Annotated in this window: 23 protein-coding genes and 1 rRNA gene; 22 read left to right on the forward strand and 2 right to left on the reverse strand. The window is 72.7% G+C overall.

Annotated elements, in window-relative coordinates; genetic code table 11:
• From rrf to CLV30_RS11120, 3 genes are all read left to right on the forward strand, one after another.
• Positions 1 to 87: ribosomal RNA gene (gene rrf, locus CLV30_RS27845) — 5S ribosomal RNA — on the forward strand; the annotation flags it as partial.
• A 221-nt stretch (positions 88 to 308) separates the two neighbouring features.
• The gene (locus CLV30_RS25970; protein WP_129710974.1) at positions 309 to 1,517 is read left to right on the forward strand and encodes a tetratricopeptide repeat protein; all 1,209 of its coding nucleotides are present in this window, start codon (positions 309 to 311) and stop codon (positions 1,515 to 1,517) included.
• Positions 1,518 to 1,665: 148 nt separating this feature from the next.
• Entirely contained in the window at positions 1,666 to 2,049 is a 384-nt protein-coding gene (locus tag CLV30_RS11120) for a single-stranded DNA-binding protein (RefSeq protein WP_106537293.1), read from the forward strand.
• Between the two features lie 44 nt (positions 2,050 to 2,093).
• On the opposite strand, the gene CLV30_RS11125 is transcribed toward CLV30_RS11120, so the two are convergent.
• Positions 2,094 to 3,368, reverse strand: a complete 1,275-nt coding sequence (locus CLV30_RS11125; RefSeq protein ID WP_165358575.1) for a DUF1015 family protein — start codon at positions 3,366 to 3,368, stop codon at positions 2,094 to 2,096.
• Between the two features lie 47 nt (positions 3,369 to 3,415).
• On the opposite strand from CLV30_RS11125, the gene CLV30_RS11130 reads away from it, so the two are divergent.
• The 11 genes from CLV30_RS11130 (at position 3,416) to CLV30_RS11175 (ending at position 16,426) form a co-directional block, all read left to right on the forward strand.
• The gene (locus tag CLV30_RS11130) at positions 3,416 to 4,438 is read left to right on the forward strand and encodes an HAD-IIA family hydrolase (RefSeq protein ID WP_106537295.1); all 1,023 of its coding nucleotides are present in this window, start codon (positions 3,416 to 3,418) and stop codon (positions 4,436 to 4,438) included.
• A 62-nt stretch (positions 4,439 to 4,500) separates the two neighbouring features.
• Positions 4,501 to 4,764 (forward strand): hypothetical protein, encoded by a 264-nt coding sequence (locus CLV30_RS27285; RefSeq protein WP_240723270.1) that lies wholly within the window; start codon positions 4,501 to 4,503, stop codon positions 4,762 to 4,764.
• 7 nt (positions 4,765 to 4,771) lie between these two features.
• On the forward strand, positions 4,772 to 5,578 hold the full coding sequence (locus CLV30_RS11135) for a TlyA family RNA methyltransferase (protein WP_240723271.1): 807 nt from the start codon (positions 4,772 to 4,774) through the stop codon (positions 5,576 to 5,578).
• Entirely contained in the window at positions 5,575 to 6,480 is a 906-nt protein-coding gene (locus CLV30_RS11140; protein ID WP_106537297.1) for an NAD kinase, read from the forward strand. Before CLV30_RS11135 ends, CLV30_RS11140 begins: the two co-directional genes overlap by 4 nt.
• 96 nt (positions 6,481 to 6,576) lie before the next feature.
• On the forward strand, positions 6,577 to 8,295 hold the full coding sequence (gene recN, locus CLV30_RS11145) for a DNA repair protein RecN (RefSeq protein WP_106537298.1): 1,719 nt from the start codon (positions 6,577 to 6,579) through the stop codon (positions 8,293 to 8,295).
• A 121-nt stretch (positions 8,296 to 8,416) separates the two neighbouring features.
• A complete protein-coding gene (gene steA / locus CLV30_RS11150) occupies positions 8,417 to 9,601 on the forward strand; it encodes a putative cytokinetic ring protein SteA (RefSeq protein WP_106537299.1) in 1,185 nt (394 codons plus the stop codon).
• A 1-nt stretch (position 9,602) separates the two neighbouring features.
• Positions 9,603 to 10,592, forward strand: a complete 990-nt coding sequence (locus tag CLV30_RS11155; RefSeq protein ID WP_165358576.1) for a copper transporter — start codon at positions 9,603 to 9,605, stop codon at positions 10,590 to 10,592.
• Complete coding sequence (locus tag CLV30_RS11160; RefSeq protein ID WP_106537301.1) at positions 10,589 to 11,446, forward strand: hypothetical protein; 858 nt, start codon at positions 10,589 to 10,591, stop codon at positions 11,444 to 11,446. Before CLV30_RS11155 ends, CLV30_RS11160 begins: the two co-directional genes overlap by 4 nt.
• 4 nt (positions 11,447 to 11,450) lie before the next feature.
• A complete protein-coding gene (gene murJ, locus CLV30_RS26955; protein ID WP_165358577.1) occupies positions 11,451 to 13,109 on the forward strand; it encodes a murein biosynthesis integral membrane protein MurJ in 1,659 nt (552 codons plus the stop codon).
• A complete protein-coding gene (locus CLV30_RS11170) occupies positions 13,106 to 14,203 on the forward strand; it encodes a glycosyltransferase family 4 protein (RefSeq protein ID WP_205740742.1) in 1,098 nt (365 codons plus the stop codon). Before murJ ends, CLV30_RS11170 begins: the two co-directional genes overlap by 4 nt.
• 555 nt (positions 14,204 to 14,758) lie before the next feature.
• Entirely contained in the window at positions 14,759 to 16,426 is a 1,668-nt protein-coding gene (locus CLV30_RS11175) for a CTP synthase (RefSeq protein WP_106537303.1), read from the forward strand.
• On the opposite strand, the gene CLV30_RS11180 is transcribed toward CLV30_RS11175, so the two are convergent.
• On the reverse strand, positions 16,397 to 16,951 hold the full coding sequence (locus CLV30_RS11180) for a TetR/AcrR family transcriptional regulator (RefSeq protein ID WP_205740743.1): 555 nt from the start codon (positions 16,949 to 16,951) through the stop codon (positions 16,397 to 16,399). The two genes, CLV30_RS11175 and CLV30_RS11180, sit on opposite strands and share 30 nt — an antisense overlap.
• A gap of 71 nt (positions 16,952 to 17,022) precedes the next feature.
• On the opposite strand from CLV30_RS11180, the gene CLV30_RS11185 reads away from it, so the two are divergent.
• The 8 genes from CLV30_RS11185 to CLV30_RS11220 all read left to right on the forward strand — a co-directional run bounded on the left by CLV30_RS11185 (position 17,023) and on the right by CLV30_RS11220 (position 24,852).
• The gene (locus tag CLV30_RS11185) at positions 17,023 to 18,546 is read left to right on the forward strand and encodes an MFS transporter (RefSeq protein ID WP_106537305.1); all 1,524 of its coding nucleotides are present in this window, start codon (positions 17,023 to 17,025) and stop codon (positions 18,544 to 18,546) included.
• 94 nt (positions 18,547 to 18,640) lie between these two features.
• Complete coding sequence (locus CLV30_RS11190; protein ID WP_106537306.1) at positions 18,641 to 19,294, forward strand: NUDIX domain-containing protein; 654 nt, start codon at positions 18,641 to 18,643, stop codon at positions 19,292 to 19,294.
• Positions 19,295 to 19,466: 172 nt separating this feature from the next.
• Positions 19,467 to 20,582, forward strand: coding sequence for an alanine dehydrogenase (ald, locus tag CLV30_RS11195; protein ID WP_106537307.1), 1,116 nt, complete (start codon positions 19,467 to 19,469; stop codon positions 20,580 to 20,582).
• A gap of 72 nt (positions 20,583 to 20,654) precedes the next feature.
• Entirely contained in the window at positions 20,655 to 21,596 is a 942-nt protein-coding gene (locus CLV30_RS11200; RefSeq protein ID WP_106537486.1) for a site-specific tyrosine recombinase XerD, read from the forward strand.
• 57 nt (positions 21,597 to 21,653) lie between these two features.
• Positions 21,654 to 22,571, forward strand: a complete 918-nt coding sequence (locus CLV30_RS11205) for a ParA family protein (RefSeq protein ID WP_165358594.1) — start codon at positions 21,654 to 21,656, stop codon at positions 22,569 to 22,571.
• Complete coding sequence (locus CLV30_RS11210) at positions 22,568 to 23,458, forward strand: segregation and condensation protein A (RefSeq protein WP_244908032.1); 891 nt, start codon at positions 22,568 to 22,570, stop codon at positions 23,456 to 23,458. The genes CLV30_RS11205 and CLV30_RS11210 overlap by 4 nt, the downstream gene beginning before the upstream one ends.
• 26 nt (positions 23,459 to 23,484) lie before the next feature.
• Entirely contained in the window at positions 23,485 to 24,060 is a 576-nt protein-coding gene (gene scpB / locus CLV30_RS11215) for an SMC-Scp complex subunit ScpB (RefSeq protein ID WP_205740783.1), read from the forward strand.
• A 51-nt stretch (positions 24,061 to 24,111) separates the two neighbouring features.
• Entirely contained in the window at positions 24,112 to 24,852 is a 741-nt protein-coding gene (locus CLV30_RS11220; protein ID WP_106537309.1) for a pseudouridine synthase, read from the forward strand.

The following is a 24,852-nucleotide window of genomic DNA, read 5'->3' on the forward strand; positions in this document are numbered from 1 at the left end:
GCCTCCATTCCGAACCCGGAAGCTAAGCCCTTCAGCGCCGATGGTACTGCCCTGGAAACGGGGTGGGAGAGTAGGTCACCGCCGGAACACACCTGAACTGCGCCCCACAACCTGGGCGGCGACATCGATCGCTGCGGGTTGTGGGGCGCAGTCGTATCTCGCCCCGGCCGTTCCTGGGGAATCCCGCACGACCTGAACGCCACCGAACACGGCGGAAGCTGACGGGCCACCGGTGGGCCCGGATCACACCGGGTGCGGTGGACCGGGAAGAATGGCGTGCGTCAGGCTGAACACGAGGAGGATCATCGATGGCTGGGCGCGACGGCTCCGGGGGACCGAGATCGTCGGATGAGAACGGCGACGCCGGCGGGGACCGCCGCGATCGGCGTGAGCGCCCGGGCGGAGGTGACCGGTCTCGGGACGAGAACGACCGCGCACGTGGTGGCGGAGCGCGAGGCGATCGCTCGCCCCGCGCCGGAAGTGGCTCGGGCAACGATCGGAACAGTGGCGCCGGCGGTCGAGGTGAGCAAGGCGGAAGTGAGCGCCGCGGGCGCGGAGATCAGGGGCGCCCCGGTGGTGGCGGCCGGCCGGGACGCTCCGGCGGTGCGGGCCGTTCCGGTGCGTCGAGCGGTTCGGGTGGTTCGGGCCGCTCAGGCGGGTCCGATCGCTCGGGTGGATCGGGTGGCCGGTCCGGTGGTGGCGACCGGCCGGGACGCTCCGGCGGTGCGGGCGGTCCGGGTGGTGGTCGGTCCGGCGGAGGTGGCACCGGCGCCCGGTCGGGCGAGCGGCCCGGCCGGGACGAGCAGCGGCCGAAGGCGTCGGGAACGGCGAAGGCGAAGCAGCCGGATCCGGCGGTCGATGAGGACGTCACGGGGCGCGAGCTGGACCACGAGATCCGCGCCGAGCTGAGCGGGCTGTCCGCCCCGGCCGCAGCGAGTGTCGCGCGGCATCTGGTCATGGCGCAGCGGCTGCTGGAGGACGAGCCGGAACGTGCGTGCGAGCACGCGATGGCCGCGCGCCGCCGCGCGGGCCGGATCGGCGTGGTCCGCGAGGCGGCCGGTGTGGCGGCGTACATGGCTGAGCGGTACTCGGATGCGCTCGCCGAGCTGCGTGCGGCGCGTCGGATGACCGGTTCGGCGGAGTACCTGCCGATGATGGCGGACGCGGAGCGGGGAATGGGACGTCCGCAGCGCGCGCTCGACCTGTCGCACGATCCGGCGGTCGTCGGGCTGGACACGGCTGGGCGCGTCGAGATGTTGATCGTCGCCGCGGGGGCGCGGCGTGACATGGGTGAGCACGAGGCGGCCGCAGCGGCTCTGCAGGTTCCCGAGCTGCGCTCGTCGTCCGACGAGGAATGGGTGCTCCGGCTGCGCTACGCGTACGCCGAGGCGTTGCTGGGCGCAGGCCGCGAACGTGAGGCCCGCCGGTGGTTCGCTCGGGCGGCCGACGCCGATGTGGAGGGGATGACCGACGCCGCGGACCGGGTCATCGAGCTGGGGGCCGACGAGACGGACTGATCGCGGTGACGCGTCCGTCGCCTCGGTGTCCACAGGCGCCTGACCAGCGGCGCGTTGTCCACAGATTGGGCTCGGCCCAGCGCGGACGGACCGCATCGGATCGGATGATGAGGGCTCCGATCCAACCGCGAGAGGGAGCTGTCCATCGATGACGACGACATCCGTGCCGGTGGCAGAGCACCGCAACGAGGTACGGCTCGTCGGCCGAGTGGCCGCCGAGCCCAGTGTCACCATGCTGCCGAGCGGTGACGAGCTGGTCACCGCGCGTCTCGTGGTGCAACGTCCGCGTCCGCCGGCGGGACGGGGCAAGCGACGCCAGGTCGACACGGTGATGTGCGCGGCCTGGTCTTCGCTGCTGCGACGGCGATTGCGCATCTGGAATCCGGGCGACACCGTGGAAGTGACGGGAGCGTTGCGACGACGGTTCTGGCGGGGAGAGTCCGGCTCGCGCAGCCGATTCGAGATCGAGGTCGCGACGGCGTGCCGGCTGGCGCGGGCACCGGTGCCGGCGTCAGAAGAGGACGAGACCTGATGCGGTCGTGACGCGGCCGCCCGCACCGTGGGCCGCCGATCGGATCAGCCCGGCTGCCGCGCGGCGACATCCGGGTGGCCGAGCAGGCGCATCAGGATCCCGGTCCACGGTTTGGGGGCGAACGACGTCGACTTGCGGGGCATCCGTACGCCGCGCCGCGCCAGGTCGAGAACGTCGGTCAGGGCAGGCGGACGGACGATCACGGCGACGCCGCCCGCCCGCGAGGCCGCCGCCAGGGCGTCCTGGTCCTCGTGGTGGTAGCGCACGCGTTCGTCCGCGTCGTCGACCCCCCACAGCCACGACAGCACGACGTCGGTCATGACGGCGGCGTCCATGCGCCGCCATCCCTCGGGCCGATCGTGCGGGAACGCCCGGTCGAGCAGCTCCGGGTGCGGGTCGCGTAACAGCATTCGCCGCTCGTCGTCGCCGATGACGAAGGCGGTGCCGGTCTGCTCGGCCAGCACTGCGGCGACGTCGTGCGTGCCGAGGTCCACGGTGTCGAACCACGGTTGCGCCGCCGACGCGGCGGCACTCGGGGTCAGACCGGCCACGCTGCGGTGAACGCCGCGCAGCTGCAGCGGATGCTGGCGCGCATCCACCAGCATCGCCAGGCCGAGGCCGGCTTCCTCGGTGGCCGATGCCGCCGCCACCTGCTGGTACGCGGCGAACCGGTGGTGACCGTCGACGATCAGGGCCGACCGCGCGGCCAGGTCGCCGGCAATGGCGGCCTGCGCCGACGTGTCGTCGATACGCCACACTCGGTGCGTCTCGCCGGTGCCGACCGCCACCTCCCTGTCCGGTGCGCCGGCAGCGACGTCGTCCACGATGCGGCTCGCGGGCCCGCCGCCGTCGTAGGTCAGCAGGATCGGCTCGAACTGCGCCCGGGTGGCCAGCATCAGAGCGGACCGGTCGGCGACCGGTCCGGGAAAGGTGTTCTCGTGTGCGAGCACGGGCCCGTCCAGCCCGACACCACCGACCAGCCCGAGGGCCCGGTGCCCTGCGGCGCGGTGCTCGTAGACGTACAGCGCGGGCGCGTGATCGGTGCGCAGCGTGTGGTCGGCGAGCCACCGGTGCAGCTCGGCCGCGGCGAGGCGGTAGCGCTCCGCGTCGGGCGCACCGCCGTGCGCGGTGTCGCCGGCCCTGTCGCGGGGAAGGGTGAGGTGCACGATGTTGCGCGGGTCGGCCCGCTCGTACCGGCGCCGGGTATCGGCGTTGATGACGTCGTACGGCGGACATATCACCCGGGCGAGGTCCGTCTCGGGGGCGTAGGTCGTGGCGCGGAACGGCAGCAGGCGCAACCGCGGCGTGTCGTCGCTCACGACCGGCATGCTACGCACTGCCGGGGCGCGTCCGTCCACCTGGGAGAATGGACCGTGTGTTTGCGCTGACCCGAACCTACGACGTCGCCCTGCTCGATCTCGACGGGGTGGTCTACGTCGGAGAGCGCGCGGTCCCGCACGCGGCCGAAGCCCTGGTGGCCGCCCGCGACGACGGGATGCGCCTGGCCTTCGTGACCAACAACGCCTCACGCCCGGCCGAGACGGTCGCCGCGCACCTCAGCGACATCGGTGTCGCAGCGGCGCCGGAGGAGGTCGTGACGTCGGCGCAGGCCGCTGCGCGGGTCCTGGCCGAGCGGCTGTCCGCGGGCGCACGTGTGCTGGTGGTCGGTGGCGAAGGACTCGAGGTCGCGCTGCGGGAGCGGGGCCTCGAACCGGTCGGTTCGGCCGACGACGGGCCCGAAGCGGTGGCGCAGGGGTTCTCGCCCGACATCGGGTGGCGTGCGCTGGCCGAGGGGACCTACGCCGTCGCGTCCGGCGCTCTGTGGGTGGCCACCAACGTCGACGCCACGATCCCGACCACTCGCGGGCGCGCCCCTGGCAACGGGACCCTGGTGTCGGCCGTCGGCCGGGCCAGCGGTCGCGAGCCGGTCGTGGCCGGCAAGCCGGAGCCGCCGATGCATCGTGAGGCGATCCTGCGCACCGGAGCCCGCCGACCGCTGGTCGTGGGTGACCGTCTCGACACCGACATCGAGGGTGCGGAGCGCGCCGGTGTCGACAGCCTGCTGGTGCTCACCGGGGTGACCGACCCGGTCGAGCTGGTGCTGTCCCCGGCCGGGCTGCGCCCGACGTACCTGGGCGCCGACCTGAGGGCTCTGCACGAGCCACCGGATCGGCTGGTGGTGGAGCCCGGCCGGAGCAGCCACGGCCCGTGGAAGGCAGCCGTCGAAGGCGGCCGGCTGCGACTGTGGCGTGACGAGCCCGCGGCCGGTACGTCCGCGCCGGAGCTCGACGCCGTCCGTGCCGCTTGCGGCGCGGCCTGGGCGGCGGACGGCGTCGAGCCCGCGTCGGTCCGCGATGCGTTCGCCGCGGCGAACTGGGCAGTGGCGTGACGACGGGCCGCGCCGTGTCGGATCGCCGCGCCGTGTCGGTCGGGCGTACTAGCGTTACGCCCATGTGGGAGGACAGTGGTGCCGCCTCGCCGGAGTCGACGGGTGACGGTCAGGTCGACCAGGCGCTCCTGGACCTGCAGCGGCTGCAGGAGCTGCCGGTTCACGACCATGCCACGATCATCGAGGGTGTCCATCGTGTCCTGCAGGAGCGTCTCGGCGCGGGCGATCAGCCGACGGCGGACCCTCCGGCCGGCCGGCCCGAGACGTCCGCACGCTCGGAACCGGCGTCCGCGCCCTCCGAGCCGGCCGCCGGCGGGGAAGGCTGATCGGCCGGTGCCGGCTCGACGACGTCTCGATCAGGAGCTGGTCCGCCGCGGCTTGGCCCGGTCGCGCGAGCACGCCGCAGCGTTGGTGGCCGACGGGCGCGTCAAACTCGGCGGGCGCCCGGCGGCCAAGGTCGCCACCCAGGTGAGCACGGCGGAGCCGGTGCTGGTCACCGAGCCCGCGACAGGTGAGGAGTACGTCTCGCGGGGCGGGCACAAGCTCGCGGGGGCGCTCGACGCGTTCGCCGACCGCGGCCCGCGCGTCGCCGGGCGCAGGTGTCTCGACGCCGGGGCGTCCACCGGCGGGTTCACCGACGTGCTGCTGCGCCGTGGCGCCGCGTCGGTGGTCGCGGTCGACGTCGGCTACGGCCAGCTGGCATGGTCGCTGCGTTCGGACCAGCGGGTCGAGGTGCTGGACCGGACCAATGTGCGCGATCTCACCGCGGAGTCCGTGCACCCGCCGGTGGAGCTCGTGGTCGGCGACCTGTCGTTCATCTCGCTGCGGCTGGTGCTCGCCCCGCTGCTGACGGTGTGCGCGGCACGGGCCGACCTGATCCTGATGGTCAAGCCGCAGTTCGAGGTCGGGCGCGAGAGCGTCGGCAAGGGGGGCGTGGTGCGCGACCCGGCGCTGCGTGCCGAGGCGGTGTCCAGGGTCGCGCAGGCGGGCTCGGAGCACGGCCTGGGCGTGGCCGGGGTGACCGCGAGCCCGCTGCCGGGGCCGTCGGGCAACGTGGAGTACTTCCTCTGGATGCGTGCGGGAGCTCCGGACGCCGACGCGGACGACATTCGGCAGGCGGTGGAGGAGGGCCCCTCGTGAGCAGAACTGTCCTGCTGGTCACCCACACCGGCCGGGAAGAGGCCCGGCACGTCGCGAAGGAGGCCGTGCACCGGCTGCGTGAGGCGGGCATCGCGGTGCGGGTGATGTCCGACGAACAGGCCGAGCTGGACATCGACGGTCTGGTCGGCGCCGACGGCGACGTCGTCGAGGAGGGCGACCCGCAGGCCGCCAACGGCTGCGAGCTGGTGGTGGTGCTGGGCGGCGACGGGACCATCCTCCGCGGTGCCGAGGTGGCGCGACCGTCCGGCACGCCGATCCTGGGCGTCAACCTCGGCCACGTCGGTTTCCTGGCGGAGTCCGAGCGTGACGACCTCGGGTACACGGTCGACCACATCGTCCGGCGCAGTTACGCGGTCGAGGAACGGATGACGGTCGACGTCGTCGTGCGGCAGAACGGCCGGATCATCGCCGAGGGCTGGGCGCTCAACGACGTCAGCGTCGAGAAGGCGAGCCGTGAACGGATGCTCGACCTCGTGGCCGAGATCGATGGCCGCGCGCTGTCGCGCTGGGGGTGCGACGGTGTCGTCATGGCCACCCCCACCGGCTCCACGGCCTACGCGTTCAGCGCCGGCGGGCCGGTGGTGTGGCCCGACCTCGAGGCGTTGCTCATGGTCCCCATCAGCGCGCACGCGCTGTTCGCCCGCCCGATGGTGGTCTCGCCGTCGTCGTCGCTGGCCGTCACCGTCCAGCCGAGCACCCCCGGCGCGGTGCTGTGGTGCGACGGGCGGCGCGCGGTCGAGCTGCCCGCGGGGGCGCGGGTCGAGGTGCGCCGCGGCGCCCGGCCGGTCCGGCTCGCGCGGCTGCACGAGGCGCCGTTCACCGACCGGCTGGTGGCGAAGTTCGCGCTTCCGGTCGAGGGCTGGCGCGGGGCACGGACGTGAGGGGCGGCCGCGCGCCGGGCTCGGTCGTGCGGTGCGCGCGGCGCCTAGACTGGCGCGGTCGGCGGAGGAGTGGTGTCGTGCGTAGGGTGAACTGTCGTGCTTGAAGAGATCCGCATCCGTGGGCTCGGTGTCATCGACGACGCACAGCTGGAGTTCGGGTCCGGGCTGACCGTCGTCACCGGTGAGACCGGCGCGGGCAAGACCATGGTCCTCACCGGGCTCGGGCTGCTCATGGGCGGGCGCGCCGATGCCGGCGCGGTCCGCGCGGGCGTGGAGCGCGCCGTGGTCGAGGGCCGGGTGAGCCTCGGCACCGGCGACGCCGCCGAGCGCGCCGCCGAGCGCGCGGCGGAGGCCGGCGCCGAGCTCGAGGACGGCGAGCTCCTGCTCAGCCGTACCGTGCTGGCCGGTGGCCGCTCGCGAGCGCACGTCGGGGGACGAGGCGCGCCGGTGAGCCTGCTGGGCGAGCTGGCCGACGACCTCGTCGCCGTGCACGGCCAGAGCGACCAGCAGCGCCTGCTGCGTGCCTCCCGGCAGCTGAACGCCCTCGACCGCTACGCTGGTGACGCCGTCGCCGTCCCGTTCGCCGAGTATTCCGTGCGCTACGCGCGGCTGCGCGCCGTCGAGTCCGAACTGGACGAGGTGACGTCGCAGGCACGTGAACGCGTCCGCGAGGCCGAGCAGCTGCGTCAGGGCCTGGAAGAGATCGAGTCGGTCGACCCGCAGCCGGGCGAGGACGCCGCGCTGCAGGCCGAAGAGGAACGGCTGGGCCACGCCGACGCGCTGCGCACGGCTGCCGAGTCGGCCCACCAGTGCCTGTCGGCCGACGACACGGTCTCCGACCAGACCGACGCGACGAACCTGCTGGCCCTGGCGCGACATGCCCTGGACGGCGAACGCGACCACGACCCGGACCTGGCCTCGCTGGCCGACCGGCTCGCCGAGGCGGCGTATCTCGTCGGTGACGTCGCCGCCGACCTCGCCTCCTACGCCTCGAGCGTCGACACCGACCCGGAACGTCTCGCGGCGGTGCAGCAGCGTCGAGCCACCCTGACGGCGCTGACCCGCAAGTACGGCGACGACATCGACGAGGTGCTGCGCTGGGCGCAGACCGGCTCGCAGCGGCTGCTCGAGCTCGACGGCGACGACGAGCGGGTGGCGGCGCTGCGCGAGGAGCGCGAGACGCTGCGCGCCGAGCTCGGCGAGCTCGCGGCCACCATCACCGGTGCCCGTACCGACGCCGCCGCCCGCTTCGCCGAGGACGTCGGCGCCGAGCTGACGGCGCTGGCCATGCCGCACGCGCGCATCGTCGTCGACGTGCGCCCGCGCGACGAGCTCACGGCCACCGGCGCCGACGAGGTCGAGATCCTGTTCAGTGCCCACCACGGCGCGCAGCCGCGCTCACTCGACAAGGGCGCCTCGGGGGGCGAGCTGTCCCGGCTGATGCTCGCCGTCGAGGTGGTGTTCGCCGGTGCCGACCCGGTGCCGACGTTCGTGTTCGACGAGGTCGACGCCGGCGTCGGCGGCAAGGCGGCGGTCGAGGTCGGCAGCCGGCTGGCGAAGCTCGCCCGGCACGCCCAGGTGTTGGTGGTGACGCACCTGCCGCAGGTGGCCGCGTTCGCCGACCGGCACCTGAAGGTCGTCAAGGCCGACGACGGGCGGGTGACCACCAGCGGTGTCGAGGTCCTGGACGAGTCCGGTCGCGTGGGCGAGCTGTCCCGGATGCTCGCCGGTCTCGAGGACTCCGCCAGCGCGCGTGCGCACGCCGAGGAGCTGCTGGCGACCGCTGCGGCGTCGAAGGACGCCGCAGCGGTCTGACCGAGTCGGGGCGCGTTCTCGATGCCGGAACGGGCCGGGTGGCGCGGCGTTCCCCACGCGCAACACGCCAGGACCGATGCGGCGCAGCGGAGTCGAACATGGCAGGATTCGCCCAGTGAGGATGTCCACGTTGCGCCGCCGCCGACCCGATGACCTTCCCGGGGTCACGGGGGTCGTGCGGCTCGATCACCGCACGAAGAACCTCACCAAGAGACTGAAGCCCGGCGAGATCGGCGTCATCGACCATCTCGACCTCGACCGGGTCAGCGCCGAGGCGCTGGTGGCGTGCGAGGCCGGGGCGGTGGTGAACGTCCGGCCGTCGGTGAGCGGACGTTACCCCAATCTCGGGCCCGACATCATCGTCCAGGCCGGTATCCCGCTCGTCGACGACGTCGGCCCGGACCTGTTCAGCACCGTGCACGAGGGTGAGCGGCTCCGCGTCAACGGCGACACCATCTACCGCGACGGCAGCGACGGCTCCGAGGTCGTCGGCACCGGCATCCGGCACGATCACGACAGTCTCGCCACCCTGATGGGCGCCGCCCGCGAAGGGCTCTCCTCGCAGCTCGAGGCGTTCGCCGCGAACACCATGGAGTTCCTCAAGCGGGAACGCGAGCTGCTGCTCGACGGTGTCGGCGTGCCGCAGATCCGCTCCGACCTCGAGGGCCGCCACGTCCTCATCGTCGTCCGCGGGTACGACTACAAGGAGGACCTCACGGCGCTGCGGCCGTACATCCGGGAGTACAACCCGGTGCTCATCGGCGTCGACGGGGGAGCGGACGCGCTGCTTGAGGTCGGGCTCAGCCCGGACATGATCGTCGGCGACATGGACTCCGTCTCCGACGACGCGTTGTCCAGTGGCGCCGAGCTCGTCGTGCACGCCTACCGCGACGGGCGCGCCCCCGGGCTCGGCCGGCTGGAGCGGATGGGCCTGTCCGGTGTCCCGTTCGAGGCCACGGGCACCAGCGAGGACATCGCCATGCTGCTGGCCGACGACAAGGGCGCCACGCTGATCGTCGCCGTGGGCACCCACGCGACGCTCGTCGAGTTCCTGGACAAGGGCCGCTCCGGCATGGCCAGCACGTTCCTGACCCGGCTGCGCGTCGGCAGCAAGCTCGTCGACGCCAAGGGGGTCAGCCGGCTCTACCACAGCCGGATCCCGGCCTGGATGCTCGCGATCTTCGTGATCGCCGGCATCGCGGCGGTGGCTGCGGCGCTGTACTCCACCCCGACGGGCAGCGCCTATCTCGACATCTTCGGTTCGTGGTGGGACCGTTTCTACTTCTGGGTGCAAGGACTTTTCTGACGTGATCGACTTTCGATATCACCTGGTCTCGATCATCGCCGTGTTCTTCGCGCTGGCCGCCGGAATCGTGCTCGGTGCGGGACCGCTCGGCGAGACCGTGGACGACACGCTGGCCGACCAGACCGCGACGCTGCGCGACGAGAACCGCCAACTGCGCGAGGACCTCGCCCAGAGCAAGGCCGACCAGGAGTACCAGGAACGTTTCGTCGACGCGGTGACACCGCGGCTGGTCAACGGCGAGCTCGAGGGAAGCAACGTCGCGGTCGTGGCGCTTCCGGGCGCGGAGGACGAGACCGTGACGGCAGTGCGTGACGTGCTGACGAGCGCGGGCGCGACGGCCGAGCTGACGGTGCGTATCGAGCCGTCCTGGACCGACCCCGACTCCGAGGCGGTCCTGGACGAACTGGCCACCGAGCTGGTGTCCTCCGGCACCGAGCTGCCCGCGGACGCCGACGGCTTCGGTCGCGGTGCCACGGTGCTGGCCGCGGCGTTGATGGCGCCTCCGGTCGAGGAGGGCAGTCCGACGGGCGCGCACGAGACGGTCGACACCGCCACCGTCACCGCATTCGAGGAGTCCGAACTGATCCAGCTCGAGCAGGACGCGTCGGTGGCGCCGTCGATGGCGGTGCTGATCGCGGGGTCGGTCTCCGGCGACGACGCGGAACAGCGGCTGAACCGGCTGGCCGGCTTGTCGGCGCGGATCGACGCTGTCGGGCAGGGAGCCGTGGTGGCCGGTCCGGCGGCGATCGCCGAGAGCGGGCTGCTCTCCAGCATGCGTGACGGCGACGTCGCCGACGACGTCTCGACGGTCGACTCGGTCGACCTGCCCAGCGGCCGGGCGGCCGTGGTCTTCGCGCTGAGCGAGCAGGCGAGCGGCGAGACGGGCAACTACGGCGTCGTCGGCGAGACCGACGGGGTGCTGCCGCCCGTGCCGGACACCGCGCCGACCGACGGCGCGACCGGCTCCGCCGAGGGGAACGATGCCGGATGAGCCGGCGCGGACTCGCTGCGGCGGCTCTCGCCGCGGGAACGGCGGCCGCGGTCACGTGGGCGGTCGGCCGGGCGCTGGCGACCTCGCCGCCGGCCGGACGGCGGCGGTGGGAGCGGACGAACTTCCGCGGCTCCACCGTCACGCTGACCGGTGGGCCCGCGCTGGTCGCGGGTGTCACGGCCGGCGCCGCACTCGCTCCCGGCGTCCCGCGGCCGGTGCGGGCGGGCGCGGTGGGCAGCTGCGTCGCCGTGGGCGCGATCGGGCTGCTGGACGACCTGGCGCCGTCGTTCGACCCGGACGGCAGGTGGGGCCGGTTCGCCGGCGACGCCGGCAGCAAGGGCCTGCGCGGACACGTGCTGGCGTTGCGCGACGGCGAGGTCACCAGCGGCGTGCTCAAGATCGGCGTCATCGGCCTGGCCGGAGCGGCTGGAGCCGCCCTGGTCAGCGACAATGTGCCGGACGCCGTCATCGGCGGCGCCGCGGTGGCCGGGCACGCGAACGTGGTGAACCTGCTCGACCTGCGGCCCGGCCGGGCGAACAAGACCGCCTTGCTGCACGCGCCGCTGGTGCTGCGCGGGCCGGCGAAGGCGGTGGGCGCCGCGGCACTCGCCGGGTCGGTGGCCAGCCTGCCGGACGACCTCGGTGAGCGGACGATGATGGGCGACTGCGGCGCGAACACGCTTGGCGCGCTGCTCGGCCTGGCGATGGTGGCACGCGAGGGGCGCACCGCGCGATTGGTGCACCTGGGCGTCGTCACCGGGCTCACACTGCTCAGCGAGAAGGTGAGCTTCACCCGGGTCATCGAGAGCACGCCGGTCCTGCGTGAACTGGACGGCCTCGGCCGCAGGCCGTAGCGCCGTGAGCGCGCGACGCGTCGCCGCGGGGGCGGCGACCGGAATCGCCGGGGGAGCCGCGCTGATCGCCGCGATCAGCGTGGTGGCGCGGGTGGTCGGCTTCGGCCGGCAGCTCGTGTTCAACTCCCAGGTCGGGGTGACCCTGCTCGGCAGCGTCTACTCGACCGCGAACGCGATCCCGAACGTCGTCTTCGAGATCGTCGCCGGCGGCGCCCTCGCCAGCGTCGTCGTGCCGTTGCTCGCGGCGGCGGCGCAGCGCGGCGACACCGTGCACGTGCGGCAGACGGTGTCCGCGCTGCTGGGCTGGACGCTCGCGCTGCTGGTGCCGGTGGCGCTGCTGGGCGTGCTGGTCGCGGGGCCGTTGATCGAGCTGATGCTGCGCGGACAGGGCGGGTCGGCGGGTGTCGAGGCCGGCCGCTCGATGCTGGTGCTGTTCCTGCCGCAGATCCCGCTGTACGGCATCGCGGTCGTCACCGCGGGCACGCTGCAGGCACACCGGCGGTTCCTGGCCGCGGCGCTGGCGCCGGTGGTGTCGAGCGTGGTGGTCGCCGGGGCGTACCTGGTGTTCGGAACGACGTTCACCGGCGACGCCGACGACCTCGGCGACCTGACCCGGCAGGGTGAGCTGATCCTGGCCGGCGGCACCACGCTGGGCGTGCTGGCCCTGGCGCTGACCACGCTGCTGCCGATGCTGATGAAGGTCACCGGGCTGCGGCCGACACTGCGGTTCCCGCCCGGCATCGCGCGTCGCGCGGCGGCGCTGGCCGGAGCCGGCCTCGTCACGCTGCTCGCCCAGCAGATGGCGTACCTGACGTCCTACGTCACGTCGAACCAGCACGCCGGCGACGGCGGTGCGGTGACGTACCTGAACAGCTGGATGGTCTATCTGCTGCCGTACGCCGTTCTCGCGGTTCCGATCGCCACCGCGTCGTTCCCGCGGCTGGCGGAGTACGCCGAGGTGGACCGTGCCGCCTACGCGCGCACGCTCGCGGAGTCCACTCGCGCGGTGCTGATGGTGTCGACGGCCGGGGCGGCGGCGCTGATCGCGGCGGCGTGGCCGGTGGCCAGGTTCTTCGACGCCATCGACCAGGGAGACTCGGCGGCGCCGGCACGGATGGCGTGGGCGCTCGTGGCGTTCGCGCCGGGACTGATCGGCTACGGACTCATCGCGCATCTGGGCCGGGCGCTGTACGCCCGCCGCCGGGGACGCACGGCTGCCGCGGCGACCAGCACCGGATGGCTGCTGGTGGTGCTGCTCGCGGTGGTGCTGACCGCGCTCGTCCCGCAGGAAAAGGTCACCGCCGCGCTCGGGCTCGCGCACACGGCCGGCATGACCGTGGCCGGCGTGCTGCTGGTCGCCGGTGTGATCCGCGACTCCGGGCGGACGGCGACGACGGGCGTCGTGCGGGTGCTGGCCCTCGCGCTGCTGGCCGGTGCGGCCGGCGGCGCATGCGGGTGGCTGGTGGCCGGCGCCTTCCCGGCCGGCGGAGCCGGCACGCAGGTCGTCGCCGGTGTGGCGGCGGGGATGGTCGTGGCGACGGTGATGGCGGCGGTGCTCTGGGCGCTGATGCGCGGGGAGCTGACGGCTACGCTGAGGCGACGCCGTGCCGCTCCCGGGCACGAGCCCGGTGCGGGCGATACTCGGAGAGGGGAGAGCCGGTGAGGCTCACGATCGTGGTCGGCATGACGGCCGGTGGAGTCGGCGCGCACGTGCGTTCGCTCGTCGAACGGCTGGGAGCGCTGGGCGTGACCACCGGCGTGGCCGGTCCGGCCGAGACCGAGGAACGGTTCGGGTTCACTGCTGCGGGGGCGCGGTTCGTCCCGGTGGAGATCGGCAGCGCGCCGAACCCGCCGTCGGATCTGGCGGCCGTGCGGGCGCTGCGCCGGGCGTTCTCCGGCGCCGACGCGGTGCACGCGCACGGGTTCCGCGCGGCCGCGCTGTCGGGGCTGGCGCTGGGACGTCGCCGGCCCGGCCGGACACCGCTGCTGGCGACCTGGCACAACGCGGTTCTCGGCGGCGGGCCGCGCCGGCTGGTGCTCGGCGGTGTGGAACGGCTGGCGGCGCGCCGGGCCGACATCACCCTCGGCGTCTCGTCCGATCTCGTCCGCCGTGCCCGCGACCTGGGTGCCCCGCGGACCCGGATCGCCCCGGTGGCCGCTCCGGTTCCGCGGGCGCCGGAGCGTTCCCGTGAGGACGTCCGCGCGGAGCTGGGCGCCGGCGACCGGCCGCTGCTGGTGGCGGTGAACCGGCTGGCCGAGCAGAAGGGGTTGGACACGCTGCTCGCCGCCGCCGCGCGGTGGGGTGACCGCGATCCGGCGCCGCTGACCGTCGTCGCCGGCGACGGGCCCGAGCAGGACCGGCTGCAGCACGTCATCGACCGCGACGGGCTCGCCGTGCGGCTGCTGGGCCGCCGCGGTGACGTGCCGGACCTGCTGGCCGCGGCCGACCTCTACGTGCTGTCGTCGGTGTGGGAGGGCAGGCCGCTGGTGGTGCAGGAGGCGATGCTGGCGGGCCTGCCGGTGGTGGCGACGGCGGCCGGGGGTGTTCCCGAGCTGGTCGGTGACGGCGCCGAGGTCGTGCCGGTGGGCGACGACGCGGCGTTCGCGCGCGCGGTGTGCGGGCTGCTGGACGATCCGGCCCGCCGCGACGAGCAGCTGCAGCGGGCGCGAGAGCAGGTCGCGGGCTGGCCGGACGAGGACGACAACGCCCGGCTTGTCGCCGACCTGTGCCGAGAGCTCACCTCGCGCCGCGGGTGACGGGGTGGCCGGGGTGATCCCACCCTTGCCCGCGGCTCGCTCGTTCCTCGCTCGCCGATGCCCGTCCGCACCATGGATGGGACCACCACGGCCACCCCGCCCGTCCTGGCCGGTCGGCTCGCGGGCGAGGACGCAGAGCGCCCCCACCACCCAGCCGAATGCGGGCGAGCACGAGGGAGATTCCGCCCCGCCGGCCGCGAGTCCGGCGGGGCGGATGACCACCACGGGGGAAAGTGGCCGAAGACAAACGTACCTGATCAAGATCGTCATGCCACCGATTCGGCGATACTTCTCCGATGATCATCGGCACTTTCTCGTTGCCGCCGACGGAAGTGCCGGTGAGTCTCCGGGAGGAGACGGCCCGGGGTGGCGAGTTCGTGGCGCCGCGACGGTGCCGGCCTGTTAGGCTGAAGGTCCGTGGGGACACGGCCGGAGGATGACTCGTCGCCCGGCCCAGCCGACACCGGCCGAGGCGGACGCGCCGCCGAAGCCGCACTTGCAGCAGGCTCGACCGGTGCCGGACCGAGCCGAACGGACAGACCACGGGAGCCCTCCTTGGCGTTGCAGCCGACCACCCATGTGTTCGTCACCGGAGGCGTCGCCTCCTCACTCGGTAAGGGGCTCACCGCCTCCTCGTTGGGCAGTCTGCTGACCGCGCGCGGCCTGCGCGTGACCATGCAGAAGCTCGACCCCTACCTGAACGTCGACCCCGGGACCATGAACCCGTTCCAGCACGGCGAGGTCTTCGTCACCGAGGACGGCGCCGAGACCGACCTGGACGTGGGACATTACGAGCGGTTCCTCGACCGCGACCTGAACCGCTTCGCCAACGTCACCACCGGCCAGGTCTACTCCGACGTCATCGCGAAGGAGCGCCGTGGCGAGTACCTCGGCGACACCGTGCAGGTCATCCCGCACATCACGAACGAGATCAAGGACCGGATGCTCGGCATGGGCGTGCGTGACGTCGACGTGGTCATCCACGAGATCGGCGGCACCGTCGGCGACATCGAGTCGCTGCCGTTCCTCGAGGCCGCGCGGCAGGTCCGCCACGACGTCGGGCGCGAGCGCTGCTTCTTCCTGCACGTGTCGCTGGTGCCGTACCTCGCGCCGTCCGGTGAGCTGAAGACGAAGCCGACGCAGCACTCGGTCGCCGCGCTGCGCCAGGTCGGCATCTCGCCGGACGCCATCGTGTGCCGTTCCGACCGGCCCATCCCCGAGGGCGTGAAGCACAAGATCTCGCTGATGTGCGACGTCGACGCCGAGGCGGTGGTGGCCGCCGTCGACGCGCCGTCCATCTACGACATCCCGAAGGTCGTGCACTCCGAGGGCCTCGACGCGTACGTCGTCAAGCGCCTCGGACTGTCCTTCCGCGACGTCGACTGGCGGACCTGGGACGACCTGCTGCGGCGGGTGCACCATCCGCAGCACGAGGTGACCGTCGCGCTGGTCGGCAAGTACGTCGACCTGCCCGACGCCTATCTGTCGGTCACCGAGGCGCTGCGCGCCGGCGGGTTCGCGCGGGACGCGCGGGTGAGCATCCGCTGGGTCCCGTCCGACGAGTGCTCCACGCCCGAGGGTGCGGCGGCCCAGCTCGGCGACGTCGACGCGGTGTGCGTGCCGGGCGGCTTCGGCGTCAGGGGCATCGAGGGCAAGATCGGTGCCATCCACTACGCCCGTGAGCACGGCATCCCGACCCTGGGGCTGTGCCTGGGCCTGCAGTGCATGGTCATCGAGTACGCACGCGCCGAAGCCGGTCTCGAACAGGCCAGCTCGTCGGAGTTCGACCCGGACACCCCGGCGGCCGTCATCGCGACCATGGAGGACCAGAAGGGCATCGTCGCGGGTGAGGGCGACCTCGGCGGCACCATGCGGCTGGGCTCGTACCCGGCGTTGCTTGGCGAGGGCACGGTGGTGCGCGAGCTCTACGGCACCGAGCGGGTGACCGAGCGGCACCGGCACCGTTACGAGGTCAACAACGACCATCGGGACGCGCTGGTGAAGGCCGGTCTGATGGTCTCGGGCACCTCACCGGACGCGACGCTGGTCGAGTTCGTGGAGCTGCCGCGCGAGACGCATCCCTTCTTCGTCGGCACCCAGGCCCATCCCGAGCTGAAGTCGCGCCCCACCCGCGCGCATCCGCTGTTCTCGGGCCTGGTCGCGGCGGCGGTGCAGCGCCAGCAGGAGACCCGGCTACCGGTCGACGTCCGTCCCGCTTCCTGAGCGCACGGCGTCGACCAGCCGGACCCGGACCTGCTCGAGCAGCTCCGGGTCCGGCATCGGCAGCCCGGTCAGAGCGCTCAGGTACAGCCCGTCGCCCACCAGCCGGACGATCTCGGCGTCCACCGGGTCGCCGATGTGCTCGTGCAGGATCTCCGCCCAGCGCACGAAGCAGTAGATGATCAGCCGGCGGGCCTCGTCGCTGGCGACGTCGTTGGTCCGCAGCGCGGCGAGCAGCGACCAGAACAGCGCGCTGTCCGACGAGTCCGGCACCGACGTGCGCAGGAAGAAGCTGACGACGTCGCCGGAGGCCACGGCCTGTTCGAACTCCGCTTCGGCGGCCTCGGCCAGGCGCCGGGCGAGGGCGGTGATCAGCGCTTCCTTGGTCGGGAAGTGGTACAGCAGGCCGCCCTTCGACACCCCGGCGACATCGGCGACCGCCTCGAGCGTCACGGCGTGCGGACCGTGGTCGATCAGGGTCCGCTGTAGCGCGTCGAGGATCCGTTCTCGGGACGAGGGACGTGGCACGGAAATCAGTGGCCCTTTCGCGGCGTTAACTGTACCGTCTGGACGGTTCATTTTATCGCTGGAGTGTGTCGATGACGATGACGACGACCGTACGGGACCGCGAGCGGGCGGGCCCGAAGGAATGGGCTGCGCTGGTCGTTCTGCTGTTGCCGGTGCTGTTGATCTCCGTCGACATGACCGTCCTGAGCTTCGCCGTGCCGCACCTGACCGAGGACCTCGCGCCCAGCGGCACGCAACTGCTGTGGATCGTGGACGTCTACGGCTTCCTGATCGCGGGACTGCTGGTCACGATGGGCACGCTCGGCGACCGGATCGGGCGGCGCCGGCTGTTGCTGGCCGGTGCGGCGGCTTTCGGCGTAGCCTCGGCCCTGGCGGCGTACGCGTCCGACCCCGCGGTGCTGATCGCGGCGCGCGCCCTGCTGGGCATCGCCGGCGCCACGCTGATGCCGTCGACGCTGTCGCTGATCCGCAACATCTTCCTGGACATCCGCCAGCGGACCCTGGCCATCGCCATCTGGGCGACGATGTTCTCCGTCGGGTCCGCGGCCGGCCCGCTGGTCGGCGGCTGGATGCTCGAGCACTTCTGGTGGGGCTCGGTGTTCCTGGTGAACCTGCCCGTGATGGCGCTGCTGCTGGTGCTGGCGCCGCTGGTGGTGCCGGAGTCGCGGGACCCGGACCCGGGCCGCTACGACCTGGCGAGCGCGGGCCTGTCGCTGGTGGCGATGCTGCTCGCGATCTACGGCATCAAGAACCTGGTCACCGACGGCTTCGCCCCGGTGGCGACGGTCACCCTGGTGGCCGGCGTGTTCGTGGGCGCGGTGTTCGTCCGCCGGCAGCGCCGCCTGCCGGTTCCGCTGCTGGACCTGCGGCTGTTCGGGAATCCCGCGTTCAGCGCGTCGATCATCACGAACCTGCTGACGACGTTCGCGATCGTGGGGGCGCTGTTCTTCGTCACGCAGTACCTGCAGCTCGTCCTCGGCATGTCGCCGCTGTCCGCGGGCCTGCTGCTGGTGCCCGGCCTGGCGCTGGCCGTCGTCAGCGGGTTGACCGCGGTTCCGCTGATGCGGCGGGTCCGGGCGGCGTGGCTGGTGTTCGTCAGCCTGCTGACGGTGGCCGTGGGGTACTCGCTGATGACGCTCGTGGACGACGGCTCCGGCTCGACCGTCGTGCTGCTGGCGTTCCTGCTGGTCGGTGGCGGTGTGGGCCTGGTGCAGACGATCACGAACAACCTGATCATGAACACCGTCGACCCCACGAAGGCCGGAGCCGCGGCGGCGGTCTCGGAGACCGCGTACGAGGTCGGCGGCGGGACCGGCGTCGCGATCCTGGGCAGCGTGCTGTCGGCGGTCTACGCCGGCGGGCTGACGGCGGTCGACGGCATCGGCGGCGACGCGATGGAGCACGCACGCGAAACCATCGGCGGCGCGATGAGCGTGGCCGAGCGGACCGGCGGCGAGGCCGGGACCTCGCTGCAGACGGCGGCCGGCGCCGCGTTCACGGACGCGGTGCACGTCACCAGCGTGATCGGTGCCGTGGTGGTGGCGCTCGCGGCCGTGCAGGTCTTCGTCGTCCTGCGCCGCACCCCGTCGAAGTGACGGACGGCCGCACCGTGATGGTGGTGCGTTCACCCGCGCAACAGCACCGGTAGATGCTCCACCATCCCGAGGAACACGCCCTAGGCTGGCCGGAATGAGCGAGAGTTTGGCAGATCAGCCGGAAAGCTGGCCGGTCACGGCGTCCGACACCGGGTTCACCGGCGGCGTGGTGTCGGTGCGCAGCGACACGATCCGCTCACCGGTCGACGACGGCGAGTTCGTGCGTGACGTCGTCGAGCACCCCGGCGCGGTGGCCGTGGTCGCGCTCGACGACGACGCACGGGTACTGGTCGTGCGCCAGTACCGGCATCCGGTGCGGCTGCGACCGGTCGAGCTGCCGGCCGGTCTGCGCGACGTCGACGACGAGCCACCGCGGCTCACGGCCGAGCGGGAACTGTACGAGGAAGGACACGTCCGTGCGCGCGACTGGAACGTCCTCGTCGACCTGCTGCCGTCGCCGGGGATGACCGACGAGGCCATCCGGGTGTTCCTCGCGCGCGGCATCACCGCGTTGCCCGAGGACGAGCGGTACAGCGGCCATCACGAGGAGGCAGACCTGGACGTCGACTGGGTCGCGTTGCCCGAGCTCGTGGAGGCGGTCCTCGCCGGACGGGTGCAGAACGCCACCCTGTGCGCCGGCGTGCTGGCGGCGTGGGCGGTGCACGTCGGCGGCCCGGCGGAGCGCGGCTACGGCGAGCTGCGCCCTGCCGACGCGCCGTGGGCGAGCGGCGCGAGGTCCGGCGACTGACGACAGCGACCCGCGTGCACCCCGCGCCACGCCGGTGCTCCGGGTCGGCTGATCGGACCGCCCGTCCGGCGCGAGCCGGCGGAAGATGCCGGGACTAGACTCAGCCCGCCGCCCACCGCGGGGTCGGCCGCCCGACAGCGTCGTCGGGTCGAGTTCGAAGGGTTGGACAGCCTTGCTGGTCGGTATTCCCACCGAAGTCAAGAACAACGAGTTCCGCGTCGCGATCACACCCGCGGGTGTGCACGAGTTCGTCCGCCACGGACACGAGGTGCTGGTGCAGGCCGGTGCCGGCATCGGTTCGGCGGTCCCCGACGAGGAGTACCGCTCCGCCGGCGCGCGGATCGTTCCCACGGCCGACGACGTCTGGGGATCCGCCGAGCTGGTCTGCAAGGTCAAGGAACCGGTCGCCGAGGAGTTCGGCCGGATGCGCCGCGGGCAGGTGCTGTTCACGTACCTGCACCTTGCCGCGTCGCGCGAGTGCACGCAGGCGCTGCTGGACGCCGGCGTCACCTCGATCGCCTACGAGACGGTCGAGACGGCCACCGGTCACCTGCCGCTGCTGGCGCCGATGAGCGAGGTCGCCGGGCGGATGGCCACGCAGGTCGGCGCGCACGTGCTGGAACGCGCCCAGGGCGGCCGGGGCATCCTGCTCGGCGGCGTGCCCGGCGTGAAGTCGGCGAAGGTCGTCGTCATCGGCGCCGGCGCCTCGGGCATGAACGCGGCCACCATCGCCATGGGGATGCAGGCCGACGTGTGGGTGCTGGACAAGGACGTGTCGAAGCTGCGGCAGGTCGAAGAGCTCTATGGCGGGCGGGCACAGACCATCACCTCGAACCTGTTCGAGGTCGAGAGCGCGGTGCTCGACGCCGACCTGGTCATCGGAGCCGTGCTCGTGCCCGGAGCGAAGGCGCCGACGCTGGTCTCCGACGACCTGGTGGCGCGCATGCGTCCCGGAAGCGTCCTCGTCGACGTCGCCATCGACCAGGGCGGATGCTTCGAGAGCTCACGTCCCACCACACACGACGCGCCCACGTTCGCGGTTCACGACTCGATCTTCTACTGTGTGGCCAACATGCCGGGAGCCGTACCGCACACGTCGACGTACGCGTTGACGAACGTCACGCTGCCGTACGCCGTCGAGCTGGCCGACCGTGGCTGGCGTGACGCCGTCCGCGCCGATCCGGCGCTGGCCAAGGGGGTGAACACGCACGACGGCTCCATCACGTACGAGCCGGTGGCCTACGCGCACGACCTGCCGTCGACGCCCGTCGACGAGGTGCTGCGTTAGACGTCCGGCAGGGTCACCGGCTCCTGGTGCCGGGCCGTACCTGGAGCGATCGAGGAGCCGGGACCGATGGACATGACCGACACCGCGATCGACAGCGCGGTCCGCGGCTACCTGGACCACCTGTCCGTCGAACGTGGTCTCGCGCCGAACACGCTGGCGTCGTACCGGCGCGACCTGCGTCGGTACGGCGACTTCCTGCGCCGCCGCGAGCTGCGCGAGCCCCGCGAGATCGGCGAGGAGCACGTCGCCGCGTTCGTGCGCAGCCTGCGTGAGGGCGACGGCGAGCGAGCGGGGCTGGTGGCCAGCTCCGCGGCCCGTGCCGTCGTGGCGGTGCGCGGGTTCCACCGGTTCCTGCTGCGCGAGGGACTCACCGAAACCGACGCCGCCGTGACCGTCCGCCCGCCGACGCCGCCGCGCAGGCTGCCCAAGGCGATCCCGCTGGCGGACGTGGAACGGCTCCTGGGGGCGGCCTCGACCGGCGACGGACCGCGAGCGTTGCGCGACCGTGCGCTGCTCGAGCTGCTGTACGGATCCGGTGCGCGGATCTCCGAGGCGGTCGGGCTCGACTGCGACGACCTCGACCCCGAGACCGGGACGGTGTTGCTGCGCGGCAAGGGCGGCAAGGACCGCATCGTGCCGCTGGGCAGCTACGCGCGCGAGGCCGTCGACGCGTACCTGATCCGTGCCCGCCCGGCGCTGGTGGCGACCGGGCGCGGCGGCCCGGCGCTGTTCCTCAACGCCCGCGGCGGCCGGCTGTCGCGGCAGAGCGCCTGGTCGGTGCTGCGTGCGGCGGCGGGCCGCGCGGGACTTTCGACCACGGTCACCCCGCACACGCTGCGGCACTCGTTCGCCACCCACCTGATCGAGGGCGGCGCGGACGTGCGGGTGGTCCAGGAACTGCTCGGGCACGCGTCGGTGACCACCACCCAGGTCTACACGCTGGTGACCGTCGACCAGCTCCGTGAGGTCTACGTCGCCGCGCACCCGCGTGCCCGCAGCTCCACGCCGTCGTAGCGCGGTAGGCTCACGCCCAGACACAGTGCAGAAGGCCATCACGACCATCGAGGAGCTCTGACCGACGTGGCACCCTCGAACCCGGAAGCCGCGACGGGTGCGCTGCCGTTCGAGTCCGAGCCGGAGCCGGACCTCGGGCCGACCCGTCGTCCCAAGGTCGACTTCGACAAGCCGGCTCCGCTGGACCGGCACGGCCCGGCCCGGGTGGTGGCCATGTGCAACCAGAAGGGCGGCGTCGGCAAGACCACCACCGTCATCAACCTGGGCGCGGCTCTCGCCGGCTACGGCCGCCGGGTGCTGCTCGTCGACTTCGACCCCCAGGGGGCGCTGTCGGTCGGGCTCGGGCTGGACGCGCACGACCTCGAGCTGTCCATCTACAACGTGCTGATGGACAACTCGCTGCGCTCGGCGGACATCCTGCAGAAGACGCCGGTCGACGGCATGGACCTGCTGCCGGCCAACATCGACCTGTCCGCCGCCGAGATCCAGCTCGTCACCGAGGTCGGGCGCGAACAGGCGCTGAACCGGATCCTCGCGCCGCTGGTGCCGCACTACGACGTCATCCTCATCGACTGCCAGCCGTCGCTGGGGTTGCTGACGGTCAACGCGCTGACCGCCTCCGACGGCGTCGTCGTCCCGCTCGAGTGCGAGTACTTCGCGTTGCGCGGGGTGGCGCTGCTCAAAGAGACCATCGAGAAGGTCCGCGACCGGCTCAATCCGCGGCTCGAGATCGAGGGCCTGCTGGCGACGATGTACGACTCCCGGACGGTGCACGGCCGCGAGGTGCTCTCGCGCCTGGTCGAGGCGTTCGGCGACCGGGTGTTCCACACGGTCATCGGCCGCACGGTGCGCTTTCCCGAGACCACCGTGGCCGGCACCCCCATCACCAGCTTCGCCCCGTCGTCACGGGGTGCCTCGGCCTACCGTCAGCTCGCCCGCGAGGTGCTCGCACGGTGGGAGACCGATCGCCGGTGACCGCGCCCGCAGCCGCGCCGGACGTGTTCGAGCCCGATCGTGACGACGAGGCCGGTCCGGCCTTCGAGGTGCACCTCTCCAACTTCGAGGGCCCGTTCGACCTGCTGCTGTCGCTGATCGCCAAGCACAAGCTCGACGTCACCGAGGTGGCGCTGTCGAAGGTCACCGACGAGTTCATCGCCTACATCTCGGCCGGCACCCGCAGCGGCGACGCGGACGGCTGGGACCTCGACGAGACCAGCGAGTTCCTGGTGGTGGCTTCGACACTGCTGGACCTCAAGGCGGCCCGGCTGCTGCCTCGCGGCGAGGTCGAGGACGAGGACGATCTCGCCCTGCTCGAGGCGCGCGACCTGCTGTTCGCGCGGCTGTTGCAGTACAAGGCGTTCAAGGAGATCGCCGGCGAGCTGTCGGTCCGGATGGCCGACGAGTCGCTGCGCCACCCCCGCGCCGTGGGGCTCGAGGAACGATTCGCCGGCCTGTTGCCGGAGGTCGTGGTGGGGCTGGGCCCGGAGGAGCTGGCGCGGCTGGCCGCGAAGGCGCTGACACCGAAGCCGGCGCCCACGGTGGCCACCGGCCACCTGCACCAGCCGCGCGTGAGCGTGCGCGACGAGGCCGTGGTCGTCGTCGACCGGCTGCGCCGCTCGGGGGTGCTGACGTTCCGCACCCTCGCCGCCGACTGCCCGTCCACGCTGCACGTGGTGGCGCGGTTCCTGTCCCTGCTGGAGCTCTACCGTGAGCGGTCGGTGTCGTTCGAGCAGGTGAGTGCGCTGGGTGAGCTGACGGTGCGCTGGACCGGCGACGACGATGACGACGGTTCGGTCCAGATCGGCGCGGAGTTCGACGAACACGAGATCGCGGCGGACGGAAGTGAGCGGGCGAGCGGGTGAGCGAGGAAGCGATGCCGGACGCGACGATGCCGGAGGCGACCATGCCCGACGACGGTCCGTCGCTGCGCGCGAGCGTCGAGGCGATCCTGCTGGTGGCCGACGAGCCGGTTGAGGAGGTCACGCTCGCGCAGGTGCTCGAGCGGCCGCGGCACGAGATCTCCGACGTCCTCGAGATGCTGTCGGACGAGTACTCCGCTCGTGGCCGCGGCTTCGAGCTGCGCCACGTGGCCGGTGGCTGGCGCTTCTACACCCGCCCGGAGTGCGCGGCCGTGGTCGAACGTTTCGTCCTCGACGGGCAGCAGGCGAAGCTGACCCAGGCGGCGCTCGAGACCCTCGCGGTGGTGGCCTACAAGCAGCCGGTGAGCCGCGCCCGGGTGTCGGCCGTCCGCGGCGTCAACTGCGACGGCGTGATGCGCACCCTGACGACGCGCGGGCTGGTCGAGGAGGCCGGGGCCGACCAGGAGTCCGGCGCGATGCTGTACCGGACGACGTCGTACTTCCTCGAGCGGCTGGGCCTGTCCTCCCTGGACGACCTGCCGCCGCTGGCGCCGTATCTGCCGGACGCGGACGCCGTGGACGACCAGCAGGAGTCGGTGCGGTGATGCCCCTTGATCCCGGGTACGGTGGGGCCGTGACCTGGGAGACCGGACCGTATGGCTGATGACGACCAGGGCGTGCGGCTGCAGAAGGTGCTCGCGGGTGCGGGCGCCGGCAGCCGTCGCGCCTGCGAAGAGCTGATCACCGCCGGGCGGGTGGAGGTCGACGGCCGCGTGGTGCGGACGCTGGGCACCCGCGTCGATCCGGCCGCGGTGGTGCTGAAGGTCGACGGCATGCGGGTGACCCCGGCCGACGCGGGCGCGGTGTACCTGGCGCTGAACAAACCCGCCGGTGTCGTCAGCTCGATGAACGACGCGCATGGGCGCCCCGATCTGCGCCGCTACACCAAGGGCCGGCGCGAGCGGTTGTTCCATGTCGGCAGGCTGGACACGGACACCGAGGGACTGCTGCTGCTCACCAACGACGGCGAGCTGGCGAACCGGCTGGCACATCCGAGCTACGAGGTGCTGAAGACCTACGTGGCCGAGGTGCCGGGCCCGGTGTCGCCGGGGCTGGCGCGGCGGCTGCGTGACGGTGTCGAGCTCGACGACGGACCGGTGACCGTGCACTCGTTCCGGGTGGTCGACCGGGCCGGACCACGGGTGATGGTCGAGGTGGTCCTGCACGAGGGACGCAAGCACATCGTGCGGCGGCTGCTCGACTCGGTCGGTCATCCGGTGCGGCAGCTGGTGCGCACCCATGTCGGTCCGGTGGCGCTCGGCGACCTGCGGCAGGGCAACGTCCGCGCACTCACCCAGCCCGAGATCGCCAAGCTCTACGACACCGTCGGCCTCTGA

The organism is Haloactinopolyspora alba (assembly GCF_003014555.1).
Taxonomy (GTDB): domain Bacteria; phylum Actinomycetota; class Actinomycetes; order Jiangellales; family Jiangellaceae; genus Haloactinopolyspora; species Haloactinopolyspora alba.